The 19,490-nt window shown below is 42.5% G+C and carries 11 protein-coding genes, 6 tRNA genes, 4 rRNA genes and 1 riboswitch; of the genes, 3 read left to right on the top strand and 18 right to left on the bottom strand.

Annotated elements, in window-relative coordinates; genetic code table 11:
* Window positions 1-137: 137 nt before the first annotated feature.
* The 5 genes from tuf to SB028_RS00845 all read right to left on the bottom strand — a co-directional run bounded on the left by tuf (window position 138) and on the right by SB028_RS00845 (window position 1,860).
* On the bottom strand, window positions 138-1,325 hold the full coding sequence (gene tuf / locus SB028_RS00865) for an elongation factor Tu (RefSeq protein ID WP_318859710.1): 1,188 nt from the start codon (window positions 1,323-1,325) through the stop codon (window positions 138-140).
* A 121-nt stretch (window positions 1,326-1,446) separates the two neighbouring features.
* Window positions 1,447-1,522, bottom strand: a tRNA-Thr gene (locus SB028_RS00860).
* A 5-nt stretch (window positions 1,523-1,527) separates the two neighbouring features.
* A tRNA-Gly gene (locus tag SB028_RS00855) sits at window positions 1,528-1,602 on the bottom strand.
* Window positions 1,603-1,684: 82 nt separating this feature from the next.
* Window positions 1,685-1,769 (bottom strand) — tRNA-Tyr (locus tag SB028_RS00850).
* Between the two features lie 15 nt (window positions 1,770-1,784).
* Window positions 1,785-1,860: transfer RNA gene (locus SB028_RS00845), tRNA-Thr, on the bottom strand.
* Between the two features lie 437 nt (window positions 1,861-2,297).
* On the opposite strand from SB028_RS00845, the gene coaA reads away from it, so the two are divergent.
* On the top strand, window positions 2,298-3,245 hold the full coding sequence (coaA, locus tag SB028_RS00840) for a type I pantothenate kinase (RefSeq protein WP_069368858.1): 948 nt from the start codon (window positions 2,298-2,300) through the stop codon (window positions 3,243-3,245).
* 131 nt (window positions 3,246-3,376) lie between these two features.
* Here the strand turns inward: coaA and birA are convergent, their stop codons facing one another.
* From birA to btuB, 10 genes are all read right to left on the bottom strand, one after another.
* Window positions 3,377-4,339, bottom strand: a complete 963-nt coding sequence (gene birA / locus SB028_RS00835) for a bifunctional biotin--[acetyl-CoA-carboxylase] ligase/biotin operon repressor BirA (protein ID WP_069368857.1) — start codon at window positions 4,337-4,339, stop codon at window positions 3,377-3,379.
* Window positions 4,336-5,370: a UDP-N-acetylmuramate dehydrogenase gene (gene murB / locus SB028_RS00830; protein WP_069368856.1), complete on the bottom strand. Its 1,035-nt coding sequence runs from the start codon at window positions 5,368-5,370 to the stop codon at window positions 4,336-4,338. Before murB ends, birA begins: the two co-directional genes overlap by 4 nt.
* Before the next feature lie 162 nt (window positions 5,371-5,532).
* Window positions 5,533-5,648 (bottom strand): 5S ribosomal RNA (rrf, locus tag SB028_RS00825).
* Window positions 5,649-5,699: 51 nt separating this feature from the next.
* Window positions 5,700-5,775, bottom strand: a tRNA-Thr gene (locus SB028_RS00820).
* A 43-nt stretch (window positions 5,776-5,818) separates the two neighbouring features.
* Window positions 5,819-5,934: ribosomal RNA gene (rrf, locus tag SB028_RS00815) — 5S ribosomal RNA — on the bottom strand.
* Between the two features lie 116 nt (window positions 5,935-6,050).
* Window positions 6,051-8,953: ribosomal RNA gene (locus SB028_RS00810) — 23S ribosomal RNA — on the bottom strand.
* A 366-nt stretch (window positions 8,954-9,319) separates the two neighbouring features.
* Window positions 9,320-9,395: transfer RNA gene (locus tag SB028_RS00805), tRNA-Glu, on the bottom strand.
* A gap of 84 nt (window positions 9,396-9,479) precedes the next feature.
* Window positions 9,480-11,022 (bottom strand): 16S ribosomal RNA (locus tag SB028_RS00800).
* Together the 16S, 23S and 5S rRNA genes with 2 tRNA genes alongside form the textbook arrangement of a ribosomal RNA operon.
* 397 nt (window positions 11,023-11,419) lie before the next feature.
* On the bottom strand, window positions 11,420-12,286 hold the full coding sequence (gene murI, locus SB028_RS00795; RefSeq protein ID WP_069366812.1) for a glutamate racemase: 867 nt from the start codon (window positions 12,284-12,286) through the stop codon (window positions 11,420-11,422).
* Complete coding sequence (gene btuB, locus SB028_RS00790) at window positions 12,231-14,087, bottom strand: TonB-dependent vitamin B12 receptor BtuB (RefSeq protein WP_069366813.1); 1,857 nt, start codon at window positions 14,085-14,087, stop codon at window positions 12,231-12,233. Before btuB ends, murI begins: the two co-directional genes overlap by 56 nt.
* A 69-nt stretch (window positions 14,088-14,156) precedes the next feature.
* Window positions 14,157-14,364, bottom strand: a riboswitch (cobalamin riboswitch).
* A 112-nt stretch (window positions 14,365-14,476) separates the two neighbouring features.
* Here btuB and trmA point away from each other — a divergent pair.
* Window positions 14,477-15,574, top strand: a complete 1,098-nt coding sequence (gene trmA / locus SB028_RS00785) for a tRNA (uridine(54)-C5)-methyltransferase TrmA (RefSeq protein ID WP_069366814.1) — start codon at window positions 14,477-14,479, stop codon at window positions 15,572-15,574.
* A gap of 123 nt (window positions 15,575-15,697) precedes the next feature.
* Here trmA and SB028_RS00780 read toward each other — a convergent pair whose 3' ends face one another.
* Entirely contained in the window at window positions 15,698-16,099 is a 402-nt protein-coding gene (locus SB028_RS00780; protein ID WP_069366815.1) for a YijD family membrane protein, read from the bottom strand.
* A complete protein-coding gene (gene fabR, locus SB028_RS00775) occupies window positions 16,099-16,785 on the bottom strand; it encodes an HTH-type transcriptional repressor FabR (protein WP_069366914.1) in 687 nt (228 codons plus the stop codon). The genes SB028_RS00780 and fabR overlap by 1 nt, the downstream gene beginning before the upstream one ends.
* 199 nt (window positions 16,786-16,984) lie before the next feature.
* On the opposite strand from fabR, the gene sthA reads away from it, so the two are divergent.
* Window positions 16,985-18,382, top strand: coding sequence for a Si-specific NAD(P)(+) transhydrogenase (gene sthA / locus SB028_RS00770; protein WP_069366816.1), 1,398 nt, complete (start codon window positions 16,985-16,987; stop codon window positions 18,380-18,382).
* Here sthA and oxyR read toward each other — a convergent pair.
* Window positions 18,374-19,291 (bottom strand): DNA-binding transcriptional regulator OxyR, encoded by a 918-nt coding sequence (gene oxyR / locus SB028_RS00765; protein ID WP_069366817.1) that lies wholly within the window; start codon window positions 19,289-19,291, stop codon window positions 18,374-18,376. The genes sthA and oxyR overlap by 9 nt on opposite strands.
* Window positions 19,292-19,490 lie beyond the last annotated feature (199 nt).

Here is a 19,490-nt window from a genome sequence, read left to right as displayed (position 1 = left end):
ACTTAAGTGTATTTATATCATCGAGGATGGTGAAGCAAGAAAGGCATTAATATTTTATTGAAATTTAAAATACCTCATTTTCAGATACAAAAAAGGGCATCTAATGATGCCCTTCTCTAGGAGAATTACGCGAGTAATTAACCTAAAATTACTTTAGCAACAACGCCCGCACCTACTGTACGGCCACCTTCACGGATAGCGAAACGTAAACCGTCGTCCATCGCGATTGGGTGAATCAGTTCAACGATCATGTTGATGTTGTCACCTGGCATTACCATTTCTACGCCTTCTGGTAATTCGATAGTACCCGTTACGTCAGTTGTACGGAAGTAGAACTGTGGACGGTAGCCTTTGAAGAATGGAGTGTGACGACCACCTTCATCTTTGCTCAGAATATAAACTTCTGCTTCGAATTTAGTGTGTGGTTTGATTGAACCTGGTTTAGCCAGTACTTGTCCACGTTCGATTTCTTCACGTTTAGTACCACGTAACAGAACACCAACGTTCTCACCTGCACGACCTTCGTCAAGTAATTTACGGAACATTTCAACGCCAGTACACGTTGTTTTAGCCGTATCTTTGATACCTACGATTTCAACTTCTTCACCAACTTTAATAATACCACGCTCAACACGACCTGTTACTACTGTACCACGGCCTGAGATTGAGAATACGTCTTCGATTGGTAACAGGAATGGTTTGTCAATTGCACGCTCTGGCTCTGGGATATAAGAATCCAGTGCTTCTGCTAATTCAACAATTTTTGCTTCCCACTCAGCTTCGCCTTCCAGTGCTTTCAGCGCTGAACCACGGATTACTGGCGTGTCATCACCTGGGAAATCGTATTGAGACAGAAGTTCACGAACTTCCATTTCAACTAATTCTAACAGTTCTTCATCATCTACCATGTCACATTTGTTCAGGAATACGATGATGTAAGGAACACCAACCTGACGACCTAACAGGATGTGCTCACGTGTTTGTGGCATTGGACCATCAGTTGCTGCTACTACCAGAATAGCGCCGTCCATTTGCGCAGCACCCGTGATCATGTTTTTAACATAGTCGGCGTGACCTGGGCAGTCTACGTGTGCGTAGTGGCGAGTTGGAGTATCGTATTCTACGTGCGAAGTAGAAATGGTGATACCACGCGCTTTTTCTTCTGGCGCATTATCGATTTGATCGAATGCACGAGCAGCACCACCGTAAGTTTTAGCTAAAACTGTAGTGATTGCAGCAGTCAGAGTTGTTTTACCGTGGTCAACGTGGCCGATAGTACCAACGTTAACGTGCGGTTTTGAACGTTCAAATTTTTCTTTAGACATTTAAATTGTCCCTCTAAGACACGGAATCGGTGGTTACACCACATCAACCAAGCAGTAAGTAAATTAGCGATTTGCTAGTGCTTGTTAAGATTTTAATCAGGGAGGCAAGAACATGAAGGAGTGGTGCTGATAGGCAGATTCGAACTGCCGACCTCACCCTTACCAAGGGTGCGCTCTACCAACTGAGCTATATCAGCACATCTGGAGCGGGCAGCGGGAATCGAACCCGCATCATCAGCTTGGAAGGCTGAGGTAATAGCCATTATACGATGCCCGCAGAACTCGGCTACCTGACTTAAAATCAGCTTTGTATTCTACTCAAGTGTTTACTAATTTAAAACACTTAAGTTAGGAATTAATGGTGGTGGGAGAAGGATTCGAACCTTCGAAGTCTGTGACGGCAGATTTACAGTCTGCTCCCTTTGGCCGCTTGGGTATCCCACCAAACCTAATTTTTAATGGTGCCGGCACCAAGAGTCGAACTCGGGACCTACTGATTACAAGTCAGTTGCTCTACCAACTGAGCTATGCCGGCTAAGTGGTGCGCATTCTAGGAGGACTTTCATCATGATGCAACAAAAAAATTGCGATATTTGTTCTTTTGCTTAGATTTTGTTCATTTTTGATTGGATTGTTGATTTTTTAGGAAAAAAACGACCAAAATGCCAACAAAAATTCATGATAGATTAGCAAGCTAATTTAGCTATTCAGTCCCAAATTTATTAACCATCAATAAATTTTAGAAAAAAATTAATTATAATTTTCTTAGTTTACGCTAAAAAATTATTTTTCATGAGTGTTTTTTGTACTTTTTTTATAGATTTATTCAGTTCGTGTCAAAAAAAGTAGAAAAAATTTAAAAAATATCTACGCCTAAGAGACATCACTCGTTATGATGCTGTTTATTTTTTATCGGATACGGGTGTTTTAAACAGCCTGTCCAACCTGCGAATATTAGGCAGATGTTGGCTTATGAATAACAAAGAACGCTTTATAACCCCTTATTTAGAGTTTGACAGAAAGCACTGGGCAACGTTAAGAGATTCCGTTCCTTTAACGCTAACCGAAAAAGAAATTACTGATTTAAAAGGGATTAACGAAGAAATTTCTATTGATGATGTAATTGAGATTTATCTTCCTCTTTCAAGATTACTCAATTTTTACATAAGTTCTAACTTGCGTCGTCAAGCGGTCTTAGAGCAGTTTCTTGGAACAAGAAGCGCCAAAATCCCCTATATTATTGGTATAGCGGGTAGTGTTGCTGTCGGTAAAAGTACCACAGCCCGTTTGTTGCAAGCACTTTTAACCCGTTGGCCAGAACATCGTAAAGTTGATTTAATTACTACTGATGGTTTTCTTTTACCTAATGCAGAATTAAAGAAACGCGGGATAATGAAAAAAAAAGGATTTCCTGAATCCTATGATATGCATAGTCTTGTCTCTTTCGTTTCTGATATAAAATCGGGTAAAAAACAAGTCACTGCCCCTGTCTATTCTCATTTAGTGTATGACATCATTCCAGACAAAAAACAGGTTATAGAACAACCTGATATTTTAATCCTTGAAGGATTGAATGTATTACAGAGCAATCAGGATTATCCTCATGATCCACATAATGTTTTCGTATCAGATTATGTCGATTTTTCCATTTATGTTGATGCTGAAGAAGCATTGCTAAGACACTGGTATATCAGTCGCTTTTTAAAATTTAGAGAAGGTGCATTTACGGATCCTGAATCGTATTTTAATAATTACTCTAAATTAAGCAGAGAAGAATCTATTGAAATAGCGTCTTCTATTTGGCAAGAAATTAATGGTTTGAATTTGAAACAGAACATTTTGCCAACAAAAGAAAGAGCAAGTCTAATACTAACCAAAGGTCAAAATCATACGATCACTAATGTTCGGTTACGTAAGTAAATCTAAACAATTATCATCATTTCATATAAATATTATTATATTTTAGTTATTAAAATTAGTATTGATAAATAAAAAGCTTTCCAGATTAGGAAAGCTTTTTTAGTTTTAGAAATTCGGTGCTATTTAAAGCATTACGATGCACTTCTCAGCGAAATCTCACCACCTATATAAGGTATAATTTTTCCATCTTGCTCTAAAAGCAAAGCGCCTTGATCATTGATTCCTTTGGCAATGCCAAAGATCTCTTTTTCACCAATAATAAGCTTCACTCTACGATCCATAAAGTTATCTAAACGTTTCCAACGTTCAATAAACACAGATAGCCCTTGTTTTTCAAATTGAACAAATGCGTCTCTTAATGCATTAGTAATTTCACAAGCAAGTTCATTTCTATCAATTCTAATGCCAACCTGCTCTAAATTAATCCATTGTTGGTTAATCGCTTCATTTTGATTTTTACTCATTGCTATATTGATACCAATACCTGTAACAATATGTGCAACATCACCTGTTTTTCCTGTTAGCTCAACAAGAATGCCTGAAAGCTTTTTATCATTTAAATAGAGATCGTTAGGCCATTTAACTTTAACGCCATCTGCGCCAAGTTTTTGCAATACTTCAGCCATAATAACACCAACCACCAAACTCAATCCTATTGCAGCAGCAGGGCCTTGATCGAGTTTCCAATACATACTCAAGTATAAATTTCGACCAAAAGGAGAAATCCATTGGCGCCCTCTTCTACCTCGACCAGCAGACTGGTATTCAGCAATGCAGACATCACCCGATTTTAGCTCACTAATACGTTGGATTAAGTATTGGTTTGTAGAATCTATAACAGGAATAACGCTAGCAGGTTCACCTTTGATGTTCTTGTTTACACTATCCACATTTAACAAATTCATCGGGGCATCTAGCTGATAGCCCTTTCCCGCGACAGTTTGAACATCAATACCCCAACTGCGTAATGTCTGAATATGTTTATTAATACCTGCACGAGTCATTCCTAAGCTATCGCCTAGTTGCTCCCCTGAATGGATATTTCCGTCCGCAAGGAGTTCAATTAATAATAAGGGTGTTGGTGTTTCTTTCATGAAATAGCGTCCACTGCATTGATTTCGCCATATTTACCCATAAAACGCACTTCTGGCTCTAATTGTACACCGAAGCGCTCGAAGACTTTTTGACGGATATATGCAGCTAAATTAACAATGTCTTTGCCTGTGGCTAGACCGTCTTTATTGATGAGAACAAGTGCTTGTTTCATATGAACAGCGGCACCACCAATCTGATGACCTTTAAGACCACATTGATCAATCAGCCAACCTGCGGCAAGTTTTACACCATCTTGTTGAACATATTGAGGGCAGAAAGGGTATTCTGCTTTTAAATGTTGTGCAATACGAATATCAACAATTGGATTCTTGAAAAAACTACCCGCATTACCTGTTATAGTAGGATTTGGTAGTTTGCTCGTTCTCATGGAACATACAGATACAAACACATCTTTTGGTGTTACCGTTTCTAATGATAATTTTGATAAATCACCGTACGTAAGAATAGGCGCCCATTTTTTACTAAGCTGTAAACCGACAGCAATAATAGCGAAGCCTTGCTGGTAATGATGTTTGAAAATACTATCACGATAACCAAACTGACATTCATTATTAGTTAATCGATGAACATGACCTGTGCTTAACTCAACAATATCAACATAAGCACAAACATCTTTTAATTCTTTACCATAAGCGCCAATATTTTGTATTGGTGCTGAACCTACATTTCCTGGGATCAGCGCTAAATTTTCCAGTCCATAGATGTTTTGTTCTAACAGATATTCAATTAGTGCATGCCAGTTTTCGCCTGCTCCTACATGAACAGACCAATATTGCTCATCTTCAGTAATTTCAATACCAGCAATACAGTTGCGAATGACTATACCATCAAAATCTTCGGTAAATAGTATGTTACTACCACCACCTAGAATAAGGGTTGGTAATTTCTGCTCATGGGCCTTTTGCCAATAAATACAAAGCTCATCTTTATTATTTGCAGTTTCTATTTGGTGAGCTTTTGCTCTCAAACCAAATGTATTAAATGCTTGCAATGAAACCGATTCTTTCATGAAAGTCTACCTCATTTAGCTGATAGCTTAGTTTAACAGCCAAGTATCACTGAGGATAGCAAAGTGATAAGTGATTAGTATGGAGATCTCACATCTGTATTTCAGAGATCTTAGAACGCAAAAAAGCCAACCCATTGGGTTGGCTTTCTCGTCTTATTTAATGCCTGGCAGTTCCCTACTCTCACATGGGGAGGCCCCACACTACCATCGGCGCTACAACGTTTCACTTCTGAGTTCGGCATGGGATCAGGTGGGACCGTTGCGCTATGGCCGCCAAGCAAATTCTGTTTTTATAACTATCTGTTTATGTAGTTATAATTAATTTTTTATGGTGCTGATACCCAGATTCGAACTGGGGACCTCACCCTTACCAAGGGTGTGCTCTACCAACTGAGCCATATCAGCACTAGTGGCTTATTGTCACCGGCTGACACAGCCTAAATTTAATGCCTGGCAGTTCCCTACTCTCACATGGGGAGACCCCACACTACCATCGGCGCTACAACGTTTCACTTCTGAGTTCGGCATGGGATCAGGTGGGACCGTTGCGCTATGGCCGCCAAGCAAATTCTGTTTTATTACTCGTCACTCACCCTTTAACGGTTCGTCACCAGTAATATCAATCTTAAACAAGCTTACTTCATCGTTTCGTCTCTCTGACAAAACACCTTCGGTGTTGTCAGGTTAAGCCTCACGGTTCATTAGTACTGGTTAGCTCAACGTATCGCTACGCTTACACACCCAGCCTATCAACGTCTTAGTCTTAAACGTTCCTTTAGGTCACTCTAGGTGACAGGGAAGACTCATCTCGAGGCAAGTTTCCCGCTTAGATGCTTTCAGCGGTTATCTCTTCCGCACTTAGCTACCGGGCAATGCCATTGGCATGACAACCCGAACACCAGTGGTGCGTTCACTCCGGTCCTCTCGTACTAGGAGCAACCCCTCTCAATCTTCCAACGCCCACGGCAGATAGGGACCGAACTGTCTCACGACGTTCTAAACCCAGCTCGCGTACCACTTTAAATGGCGAACAGCCATACCCTTGGGACCTACTTCAGCCCCAGGATGTGATGAGCCGACATCGAGGTGCCAAACACCGCCGTCGATATGAACTCTTGGGCGGTATCAGCCTGTTATCCCCGGAGTACCTTTTATCCGTTGAGCGATGGCCCTTCCATTCAGAACCACCGGATCACTAAGACCTACTTTCGTACCTGCTCGAGCCGTCACTCTCACAGTCAAGCTGGCTTATGCCTTTGCACTAACCGCATGATGTCCGACCATGCTTAGCCAACCTTCGTGCTCCTCCGTTACTCTTTAGGAGGAGACCGCCCCAGTCAAACTACCCACCAGACACGGTCCCCGATCCAGATTATGGACCTAGGTTAGAACATCAAACGTTAAAGGGTGGTATTTCAAGGTTGACTCCATGCAGACTGGCGTCCACACTTCATAGTCTCCCACCTATCCTACACATCAAGGCTCAATGTTCAGTGTCAAGCTATAGTAAAGGTTCACGGGGTCTTTCCGTCTTGCCGCGGGTACACTGCATCTTCACAGCGAGTTCAATTTCACTGAGTCTCGGGTGGAGACAGCCTGGCCATCATTACGCCATTCGTGCAGGTCGGAACTTACCCGACAAGGAATTTCGCTACCTTAGGACCGTTATAGTTACGGCCGCCGTTTACTGGGGCTTCGATCAAGAGCTTCTCCCTAAGGATAACCCCATCAATTAACCTTCCAGCACCGGGCAGGCGTCACACCGTATACGTCCACTTTCGTGTTTGCACAGTGCTGTGTTTTTAATAAACAGTTGCAGCCAGCTGGTATCTTCGACTGGCTTCGGCTCCATCCGCAAGGGATTTCACTTACCGCCAGCGTGCCTTCTCCCGAAGTTACGGCACCATTTTGCCTAGTTCCTTCACCCGAGTTCTCTCAAGCGCCTGAGTATTCTCTACCTGACCACCTGTGTCGGTTTGGGGTACGATTGTTGGTAACCTGAAGCTTAGAGGCTTTTCCTGGAAGCAGGGCATCAATTGCTTCACCACCTTAGTGGTTCGTCATCACACCTCAGCATTAAGTGACCGGATTTGCCTAATCACTCTGCCTACATGCTTGAACCGGGACGACCGTCGCCCGGACAACCTAGCCTTCTCCGTTCCCCCATCGCAGTTACCACCAGTACGGGAATATTAACCCGTTTCCCATCGACTACGCTTTTCAGCCTCGCCTTAGGGGTCGACTCACCCTGCCCCGATTAACGTTGGACAGGAACCCTTGGTCTTCCGGCGTGCGGGTTTTTCACCCGCATTATCGTTACTTATGTCAGCATTCGCACTTCTGATACCTCCAGCATACCTCACAGTACACCTTCGCAGGCTTACAGAACGCTCCCCTACCCAACAACACATAGTGTCGCTGCCGCAGCTTCGGTGCATGGTTTAGCCCCGTTACATCTTCCGCGCGGGCCGACTCGACCAGTGAGCTATTACGCTTTCTTTAAATGATGGCTGCTTCTAAGCCAACATCCTGGCTGTCTGAGCCTTCCCACTTCGTTTCCCACTTAACCATGACTTTGGGACCTTAGCTGGCGGTCTGGGTTGTTTCCCTCTTCACGACGGACGTTAGCACCCGCCGTGTGTCTCCCGTGATAACATTCTTCGGTATTCGCAGTTTGCATCGAGTTGGTAAGTCGGGATGACCCCCTAGTCGAAACAGTGCTCTACCCCCGAAGATGAGTTCACGAGGCGCTACCTAAATAGCTTTCGGGGAGAACCAGCTATCTCCCGGTTTGATTGGCCTTTCACCCCCATCCACAAGTCATCCGCTAATTTTTCAACATTAGTCGGTTCGGTCCTCCAGTTAGTGTTACCCAACCTTCAACCTGCCCATGGATAGATCACCGGGTTTCGGGTCTATACCCTGCAACTCATTCGCCCAGTTAAGACTCGGTTTCCCTACGGCTCCCCTATACGGTTAACCTTGCTACAGAATATAAGTCGCTGACCCATTATACAAAAGGTACGCAGTCACCCCATAAAGAGGCTCCTACTGCTTGTACGTACACGGTTTCAGGTTCTTTTTCACTCCCCTCGCCGGGGTTCTTTTCGCCTTTCCCTCACGGTACTGGTTCACTATCGGTCAATCAGGAGTATTTAGCCTTGGAGGATGGTCCCCCCATATTCAGACAGGATAACACGTGTCCCGCCCTACTCGTCGAGTTCACAATAACAGCATCTTCGGATACGGGGCTATCACCCTTTACTGCCGGACTTTCCAGACCGTTCTCCTGATGCTGCTATTGATTAAGACTCTGGGCTGCTCCCCGTTCGCTCGCCGCTACTAGGGGAATCTCGGTTGATTTCTTTTCCTCGGGGTACTGAGATGTTTCAGTTCTCCCGGTTCGCCTCATTAACCTATGTATTCAGTTAATGATAATATCCATGGGATATTGGGTTTCCCCATTCGGAAATCGTCGGGTATAACGGTTCATATCACCTTACCGACGCTTATCGCAGATTAGCACGTCCTTCATCGCCTCTGATTGCCTAGGCATCCACCGTGTACGCTTATTCGCTTAACCTCACAACCCGAAGATGTTTCTCTCGAAGACGACTTTAAAGGTCATGGCTACACAAGCATCAATTCGTTGTTGGGCAGTGCTCGTAATGCTCACATACTTAAGTATGCTGCGCTTACTGCGCGCTGTCCGCCTAGAATTGCTGTTGTTCGCTCATGACACTCGCCTTGGAGTATCACAAATTCAAGGTCTGAGATTTTGAGAGACTCATCAATATACCTCGGTGATATATTGATTTGTTTTCAATTTTTCAGCTTGTTCCAGATTGTTAAAGAGCATAATAGGTAAAATAACTCGCTTGAATTATCTTAACTATTCCCTGATTTTCATCAGATATAGTGTGGTACGCCTTTCACTCATACCGCGCATTGGCGTCCCCTAGGGGATTCGAACCCCTGTTACCGCCGTGAAAGGGCGGTGTCCTAGGCCTCTAGACGAAGGGGACTTCAGTCAGCTTCGCAGACGCGCTTTTGCTCGTTCTTCATCAGACAATCTGTGTGAGCACTGCACATAACACGTATCTCTTAGGTAAGGAGGTGATCCAACCGCAGGTTCCCCTACGGTTACCTTGTTACGACTTCACCCCAGTCATGAATCACAAAGTGGTAAGCGCCCTCCCGAAGGTTAAGCTACCTACTTCTTTTGCAACCCACTCCCATGGTGTGACGGGCGGTGTGTACAAGGCCCGGGAACGTATTCACCGTAGCATTCTGATCTACGATTACTAGCGATTCCGACTTCATGGAGTCGAGTTGCAGACTCCAATCCGGACTACGACAGACTTTATGAGTTCCGCTTGCTCTCGCGAGGTCGCTTCTCTTTGTATCTGCCATTGTAGCACGTGTGTAGCCCTACTCGTAAGGGCCATGATGACTTGACGTCATCCCCACCTTCCTCCGGTTTATCACCGGCAGTCTCCTTTGAGTTCCCGCCATTACGCGCTGGCAACAAAGGATAAGGGTTGCGCTCGTTGCGGGACTTAACCCAACATTTCACAACACGAGCTGACGACAGCCATGCAGCACCTGTCTCAGCGTTCCCGAAGGCACTCCTCTATCTCTAAAGGATTCGCTGGATGTCAAGAGTAGGTAAGGTTCTTCGCGTTGCATCGAATTAAACCACATGCTCCACCGCTTGTGCGGGCCCCCGTCAATTCATTTGAGTTTTAACCTTGCGGCCGTACTCCCCAGGCGGTCGATTTAACGCGTTAGCTCCAGAAGCCACGGTTCAAGACCACAACCTCTAAATCGACATCGTTTACAGCGTGGACTACCAGGGTATCTAATCCTGTTTGCTCCCCACGCTTTCGCACCTGAGCGTCAGTCTTTGTCCAGGGGGCCGCCTTCGCCACCGGTATTCCTCCACATCTCTACGCATTTCACCGCTACACGTGGAATTCTACCCCCCTCTACAAGACTCTAGCCAACCAGTTTCAGATGCAATTCCCAAGTTAAGCTCGGGGCTTTCACATCTGACTTAATTGACCGCCTGCGTGCGCTTTACGCCCAGTAATTCCGATTAACGCTTGCACCCTCCGTATTACCGCGGCTGCTGGCACGGAGTTAGCCGGTGCTTCTTCTGCGGGTAACGTCAATTGATAAGGGTATTAACCTTATCACCTTCCTCCCCGCTGAAAGTACTTTACAACCCTAAGGCCTTCTTCATACACGCGGCATGGCTGCATCAGGCTTGCGCCCATTGTGCAATATTCCCCACTGCTGCCTCCCGTAGGAGTCTGGGCCGTGTCTCAGTCCCAGTGTGGCTGATCATCCTCTCAGACCAGCTAGAGATCGTCGCCTAGGTGAGCCATTACCCCACCTACTAGCTAATCCCATATGGGTTCATCCGATAGCGCAAGGTCCGAAGAGCCCCTGCTTTGGTCCGTAGACGTCATGCGGTATTAGCCACCGTTTCCAGTAGTTATCCCCCTCTATCGGGCAGATCCCCATACATTACTCACCCGTCCGCCGCTCGTCAGCAAGAAAGCAAGCTTTCTCCTGTTACCGCCCGACTTGCATGTGTTAGGCCTGCCGCCAGCGTTCAATCTGAGCCATGATCAAACTCTTCAATTAAAAGTGTTTGATGCTCAAAGAAATCGAAAACTTAGCTATTCATAAATGAATTTACTTTTGTTGTTCACTCTTCAAGACTTGATACATCTAATATTTTAGAAGATATCGTCTCTGCGAGTGCCCACACAGATTGTCTGATAATTTGTTAAAGAGCAATGCAACATTCGCTGCCGTTTCCGGTCTTCTGCGTTGTTGCGAGGAGGTGCATTCTACATCTTCCTCATTGAGTGTCAAGCGTTTATTTTCAAGGCTTTTCACTTTTTTCTTCGTTCTCTCGGCTAACTCACTTAGCGTGGTTTGCCGTGACAACGAGGGCGCATTATAGGGAGTTTTGTGAAGCTGGCAACACTTTTTTTTCGTTTTTTCACTGACCGTTGAATTTTCCACCAAATTGCACTTAAAGCGCCAATTTTCTGAGCGATTCAAAGCCAAAACTCGCTAAAACAGGTTTTAATGATTCACTATTCTCATCTTCTTTTAAGCAATAAGCGAAGCTAATTTCATTTGAACCTTTTATTTTCGCTTGATTTACGACCAACCACGCAGTTCGTCGTGCAATTGCAGCGCCAGAATCAATAATTCGTGTGCCATCAGGTAAAACAGAAAGTAGTTCATCCGCTAATAGAGGAAAATGAGTACAACCTAATACCACAGTATCCGGTGGCTCTTTCATTTTTAACCAAGGAGTGAGGATTTTACGAAGCTCATCCAAAGAAACGGATTCACCATGAAGTTTTCTCTCAGCCAGTTCCACCAGCTCAGCCGAACCTAAAGAGTGAACTTTGCAATCAGTCGCAAAGCGTTCAATGAGTTCATGGGTATAAGGACGTTTAACCGTTGCTCTTGTTGCTAATAATCCAACCACACCATTACAGGTTAATTTAGCCGCGGGCTTAATAGCAGGAACAACGCCTACAATAGGGATCTCGGTAAACTTGGCACGTAAAGCAGGAAGACTTACTGTACTTGCTGTATTACAAGCAATCACAATAGTAGCGAGATCATGTTTTTCAGCAACCGCGCTAATTATTCGAACAACGCGGTCAATAATAAACTCTTGTGATTTTTCACCATAGGGGAAAGCTTCATTATCAAAAACATAGATATAGTGAGCCTCCGGTAGTTTTTCACGGATCTCACGATAAACAGATAAACCGCCAACCCCTGAATCAAAAACTAATACAGTAGGGTTAGCGGTAGATAGTGCATCAGAAGTTGTAACTTCCTGTGAGGAAGTATTCTCGTCCTGGCGTGCGATAGCCATAAGCTGTCTCATAATCTTTATCAAACAGGTTGGCTATTCTACCACGAATTGAGAGATGTGATGTAATAGGATATGAAGCCGTTAAATCCCAAATACTCACACCACCTAAAGAAACCGTCTCATAAGTTCCATAATCTTTATCTGTACGTTGACCGATATATTGGTAAGTTACACCCATATCAAGTTTCTCAACTTGCCAATCAAGTTGATATTTCAGTTGTTGGCGGGCTCGACGCTCAAGACGTTGATGGGTTTCTTTATTTCTTGCATCTATATATTGCAAGCTAAAGGTATGATGGAAAACCCACGTATCCATTTCACCTGTAAATTCCATACCTTTAATTAAGGCCTTACCAACATTGTAATTACGATATGGATAGGTCGATTCGCCTTGGATCAAAGAATTTACATCATTGCGATATGCTGTTAATCGCCATGATAAAGGTCCTGTTAACCCTTCAAAGCCTCCTTCCCACTGTTTGCTCTCTTCAGGTTGTAAGTCTGGGTTACTTCCCCACTCACTATAAAGTTGCGTCAGTGTCGGTGCTTTAAATGCCGTACCATAACCCCCAATAACACGATAACCATCGACAAACTCCCAGCCTAGGTTAGTTTGCCAAGTCGTATGCCAACCATATTCCGAGTGCTTATCAGAACGCACTGAGGCTTCAGCAATGATGTCACCTAACTTTTGCTGTCCTGTTAAATATAAGCCGGTATTATCGAAATGTTCTTTCTCAGGGAATCCACTAGAGCCAGCTTTAATAGATTGACGTTGCCAATCAACACCTCCCCCGATACTACCATTTCCTAATAAAAGGTGATTACCCCACTGTACATTATATTGTTCGGAGTTGGTAAAACGGCTTCCTTTACCATAACGACCATAACGCGGATCATAGTCATAATCTTTAGTGTAGTTATAGCTGGTATTTAAATAAGAAGAGTAATTATCACGATAAAACTTCACACCTCCATCATAGGTGCGGCTAAATAGTGCTCTTGTATCCGTTAAGATATCGCTATAGTTATCATAATAAGCATCATAAGCCGTGCGATTATCAAAACCATAAGCTCGTGCATATAAAGAAACGTTATCGTTAATATCGTGATTAATCCCTAACCACAGTGACTTATTCATAAAACCATCACGATCAGGCTGTGGATGCCCGCCCGTATTTCCATTCGCTTCTACATCATAACCTTTGGTATAGAGATAACTCCCCGCTGCCGTTAATGTCGTTCTATCCCCGACTTTCTGTTTTACAGAGCCATCATATTCTTGATAACCATGAGAACCCATTGTGGCATTAAGCGTTCCTCCTTCCGTTTTTCTTTCTGTGAGGATATTAATCACACCACCAATCGCATCTGAACCATAAACAGAAGAACGAGGCCCTCTGATATATTCAATACGTTGAACAAGAGAAAGGGGAATTTGGCTAATATCGGAACTACCAGATATATTAGCCTGATTTAAACGCACACCATCCACTAAAATAAGAACATGACGAGATTCAGCCCCACGTACATAAATAGAGCTCATCTGACCTATTCCACCGTTTTGCCCCACATCAATACCCGGCATTCTGCGTAATACATCAATAACACTATTGCTCTGCCAGCGATCGATCTGTTCGCGTTCAACAACAGTGATAGGCGCTAAAATAGAAGAGTTCGGCTCTTGAAAGCGGTTTGCTGTCACACTTAATGTATCGCTGTTATTCGCAAACACGTCAAAACTGCCCACCATGACACTCAAAGCCACACTAGAAATGAAAAAAACTTTTTTATTATTCATGAATAATCTGCATCCAACAGAATAAGTAGTAGGATGCCGCCAAAATTAAATAAAGCGCGTATTTAATTTAAGATGCGACAGGTCTTCGGCAGGTCTTCGGACTCTAGGTTAAATAAACCATTTTGTCTATTTAAGATAATGACTTCCCACGGTACTTATTAGGTACTTTGTAGTGTCTTTTATTATCCTTGATCCTATTACCGCTGCGCGTCAGTTCTGGCTTTGCACCAGATTCCCTTTTCACTCCTATTAGGAGACCGAATAACCATGCTACGATTTCAAATCCTTTGAGTCCAGAAATTGAACATGAAGAATACTGGACATCTTCATGAGGATCTCTACAATTTCGCTCGCTTAACTTTATTACTGCCAAAAAAAGGCGAGATACCATGCAGAATTCATTACCAACGCAAACATATCAGTCTCAACTGAATGAAAAAATCCAACGCCTACAAACAATGATGGCGCCTTTTAATGCGCCTGAAGCAGACGTTTTTTCATCACCAGAACAGCATTATCGTATGCGTGCGGAATTCCGTATCTGGCATGAAGAAGATTCTCTCTATCATATTATGTTTGACCAGAAGACTAAGCAGCGTATTCGGGTTGATCAATTTCCGGTTGCCAGCCAACTTATAAATAAAATGATGGCTGCCTTGCTGGCAGAAATAAAAGATAAACCAACACTTAGGAAGAAACTGTTCCAGATTGATTATCTTTCTACGTTGAGTAATAAAATTATTGTTTCGCTGCTTTACCACAAGAAAATTGATGAAACTTGGCAACAAGAAGCTATGGCATTACGCCAATCATTAATTGCTCAAGGTTTCGATGTGCAATTAATCGGTCGTGCATATAAAACAAAAATTATGCTTGATAACGATTTTATCGATGAAGTATTACCGGTCGCTGGCAAAAAGATGATTTATCGCCAAGTTGAAAATAGCTTCACGCAACCTAATGCTCAGGTCAATATTAAGATGCTGGAATGGGCATTAAAGGCAACGGAAAATGCAAAAGGCGATCTTCTTGAGCTGTATTGCGGTAATGGCAACTTTTCATTAGCACTCGCACGTAATTTTGATCGTGTGCTGGCAACTGAAATTGCAAAACCTTCTGTTTATGCCGCGCAATATAATATTGCAATGAACCATATTGATAATGTGAAGATTATTCGCATGTCCGCGGAAGATTTTACTCAAGCAATGAATGGGGTAAGGGAATTTAAACGCCTAGAAGGGATTGATTTAAAAGATTACCACTGTGAAACTATTTTTGTTGACCCTCCTCGCAGTGGTTTAGATGAGAAAACTGTAGAATTGGTTAAAACTTACCCGAGTGTTTTGTATATTTCTTGTAACCCAGAAACACTGTGCCAAAATTTAGAAACCCTCATAAAAACACATAAAATCAGTAAATTAGCATTATTTGATCAATTCCCATATACCCACCATATGGAATGTGGCGTGTTATTAGAAAAAAGATAACTGCTTATTTTATTTGTTATAGATAAAAAATCGCCAATAATACGTATAAAAACAAAAACACCAGCAAGATAACTTGCTGGTGTCAAAATTTCGCTGTGTTTACAACAAAGAGATAAGTACAGGCTAGTACTGTTCTGCTTGTGATGCTTTTTCAGCTTCTTCTGCCTGTATACGTAAGCGTTGACGCTGTTTGAATTGACGATAAATCCACAACGCAACGATAACGATACAAACGGAAGAAAAGAAATTCGAACCCCATTCAGGATTAACAGTTCTGGTGTAAGCGTTATAACCAAATAAGCCTAATAAAAAGAATGAAAAAATCAGCTTAGGCATACCATCGGTCATAGGTTGATTTAAATAGCGCTGATATAAACAGTAAACGGCCAAGATTAAACTAATGAGTGGGAAAACTGACCACGACTCAATAAACGGGTTAAAAAAGCTTGAATAGGTACCATGTAAAGCGACGCCAATGACTATGGCAAGTAATAGCGTGCTTTTTTCACAGCGATTTTGTTCCATCATTTGTCTCCTTTCTGATGCGTTTTTTTCTTTATTTCTGGGTTATCTTGTAGAGGTATTTGCGTTTCTTGCTCACGTCGATACCAATAATAGGCACCTTTAGCAATCATTCGCAGTTGTATAACTAATCTTTCTTCTAATTGTTGACGCTTTTCAATATCGATATCCAGTGCTTCTGCGCCTGCACTAAATACAATAGTGACCATTGCTTCAGATTGCATTTCTGTAAAATAACGTGGCATATGGCTCTCTTGCTCAAGATAGTCTGCCAGTTCTGCAATAAAATGTTGGATCTCTCGTGCGACAGCCGCACGAAACTCAGCGGAAGTTCCAGAACGTTCACGAAGTAATAATCGGAACGCATTAGGATTATTACCAATGAATTCCATAAAAGTTGCTACGGATGTTCTGATAACACTGCCACCTTTCGCAATACGTTGACGTGCTTGACGCATTAATTGACGTAACATCAACCCACTCTCATCAACCATAGTAAGCCCAAGTTCATCAACATCTTTAAAATGACGATAAAATGAGGTGGGTGCAATACCAGCTTCTCTAGCCACTTCTCGTAAACTTAGACTTGTAAAGCTACGTTCGGCACTCAGTTGGCTAAAAGCAGCTTCAATTAAAGAGCGACGGGTTTTTTCTTTTTGTTTAGCTCTGATGCCAATATTATTACTCACAGAAATCCTGATAATTCTAATTTGGTTTATACTCAATATATCAAATTTTGTTAAAAAAGCAGTGCGTACAATCATCTCTCAAGACACATTCTTATAAAAACTCAACAAAGTGTGACTAATGCCCTTAATGTCAGTTGGGCTATTATTCATTCTAATGTTAATATAGCGTTGTCGGTTTGTATAAAACAGGTCTCTTCCTATGCAACATTCTCATTTCGATGCAATTGTGATCGGTTCAGGTCCTGGTGGCGAAGGCGCGGCCATGGGGCTTGTTAAACAAGGAAAGCGCGTCGCTGTTATAGAACGTTATAACAAAGTCGGTGGGGGCTGTACTCACTGGGGAACCATTCCTTCAAAAGCCCTACGTCATGCAGTAAGCCGTATTATTGAATTTAATCAAAACCCGCTTTACAGTGACCAATCTCGCCTTATTAATTCCTCTTTTTCTCAAATACTTCGCCAAGCCAGTACCGTAATTAGTCAACAGACTAAAATGCGCCAAGGTTTTTACGAGCGTAATAATTGTACGATGTATTCCGGTGAAGCTGCGTTTATTGATGAGCATCGGATCAGCGTGCGTTATCCAGATGGTACTTGCGATATTCTTTCAGCTGATAATTTCATTATTGCAACAGGCTCTCGCCCTTATTGTCCGCCAGATGTCGATTTCTCTCATTCTCGTATTTATAACAGTGACACTATCCTTGACTTAGAGCATGAGCCTCATCATGTCATTATTTATGGTGCTGGTGTCATTGGTTGTGAATATGCCTCTATTTTTAGAGGATTAAGAGTAAAAGTAGACTTAATTAATACACGAGACCACCTATTATCTTTTCTTGATCAAGAAATGTCTGACGCACTTTCTTATCACTTCTGGAATAACGGCATTGTTATCCGTCATAATGAAGAGTATGAAAGCATTGAAGGTGTCGATGATGGTGTTATTGTTCACCTAAAATCAGGTAAAAAAGTCAAAGCAGATTGCCTGCTTTATGCCAATGGTCGAACAGGGAACACAGATACACTCGGCTTAGAGAACGTCGGTATTAAAACAGATAGTCGTGGGCAAGTTTCTGTTAATGCACATTACCAAACCAGTTGTGAACACATTTATGCAGTCGGTGATGTTATTGGTTATCCAAGTCTGGCGTCTGCCGCTTATGATCAAGGTCGAATTGCGGCTTTAGCTATCACAACAGGAAAATCAGAAACTCATTTAATTGAAGATATTCCAACAGGAATTTACACCATTCCTGAAATTAGTTCTGTTGGTAAAACAGAGCAACAACTCACTGCAATGAAAATTCCTTATGAAGTGGGTCGCTCTCAATTTAAACATCTGGCAAGAGCACAAATTGCAGGCATGAATGTGGGAAGTTTGAAAATTCTCTTCCATCGTGAAACCAAGCAAATTTTAGGTATTCACTGCTTCGGTGAACGTGCCGCTGAAATTATTCATATCGGTCAAGCAATTATGGAGCAAAAAGGTGAAGGCAATACTATCGAGTATTTCGTTAATACGACCTTCAACTATCCAACAATGGCAGAAGCCTATCGTGTTGCAGCGCTTAATGGTTTAAATCGCTTATTTTAATACGTTTTGTTTCTCCGCATAAAATGCGGTCATATGTTCACGGATTGTCTCAGCTAACTGTTCATAACGATTACGCAAAGGCGATCCGGGACGATAAACCATAATAATAGAACGTGATGGATTGGGATTGGTACATTCTAGATAACAAACTCCATCACGTTTTTGTTCTTGAGGTACAGATAAATCCGGTAATAAGGTGATCCCACTACCGGCAGCGACCATATTACGCAGAGTCTCTAAACTCGTTGCTCTAAAATGAGTATCTTCTTTTGCCCCCGCTTGGAAACAGAATCCTAATGCTTGATCGCGTAAACAGTGCCCATCTTCTAACATCAATAAACGCTGACCCGCTAACTCCCCCATCGGCACAGACCTACGTTCATTCCATGGGTGTCCTTCATAAATAGCTAATTTCATTGGCTCTTCAAATAAAGGCACTTCAATAAACGGCGCACTCTCTTTTACCATTGCTAAAATTGCACAATCGAGCTTCCCGCTATCTAATTGAGCTAATAAGCTATGAGTTTGTGCTTCATGAAGATACATTTCTAACTTAGGGTAGTTTTTATGTAATTCAGGAATGATATGGGGTAATAAATAAGGACCAACAGTAGGGATAAGCCCAATATGTAAAGGCCCTGCCATGCTTTCCCCCTGCAATGAGGCCATTTCTTGTAGCACTTTGACTTCACGTAAAACGGTTTTCGCTTGATCCACCAGCAACAAACCTTGTTGAGTAAACAGAACCTTACGGCTCGTTCTTTCAAGCAACATCACACCGAGTTCATCTTCAAGCTTACGAATCTGACCACTTAATGTTGGCTGACTCACATGGCAAGAATCTGCCGCACGACGAAAATGTTTATGCTCAGCTAGCGCCACCAGATATTCCAAGTCACGGATATTCATTGCAGATCTCACATTTATTGCTGATAGTTAATGTCTATAGATAATATAGTAACTGATAAATTTTTCTATCAGCCAAATGTTATTTTGCCTCTCTTTGTCAATATTTTCTGAATAAATGGCGCAAACAAAACTCATGACTTCATACTTTAAAGAATTCAAAATGAGTATAAGTACTATCAGCGAGTTAAAATAAAAAACA

It is taken from the genome of Proteus vulgaris (genome assembly GCF_033708015.1).
Taxonomy (GTDB): Bacteria; Pseudomonadota; Gammaproteobacteria; order Enterobacterales; family Enterobacteriaceae; genus Proteus.
Note: the sequence above shows the minus strand (reverse complement) of the source record. Positions and strands in the feature narration are given on the sequence as shown.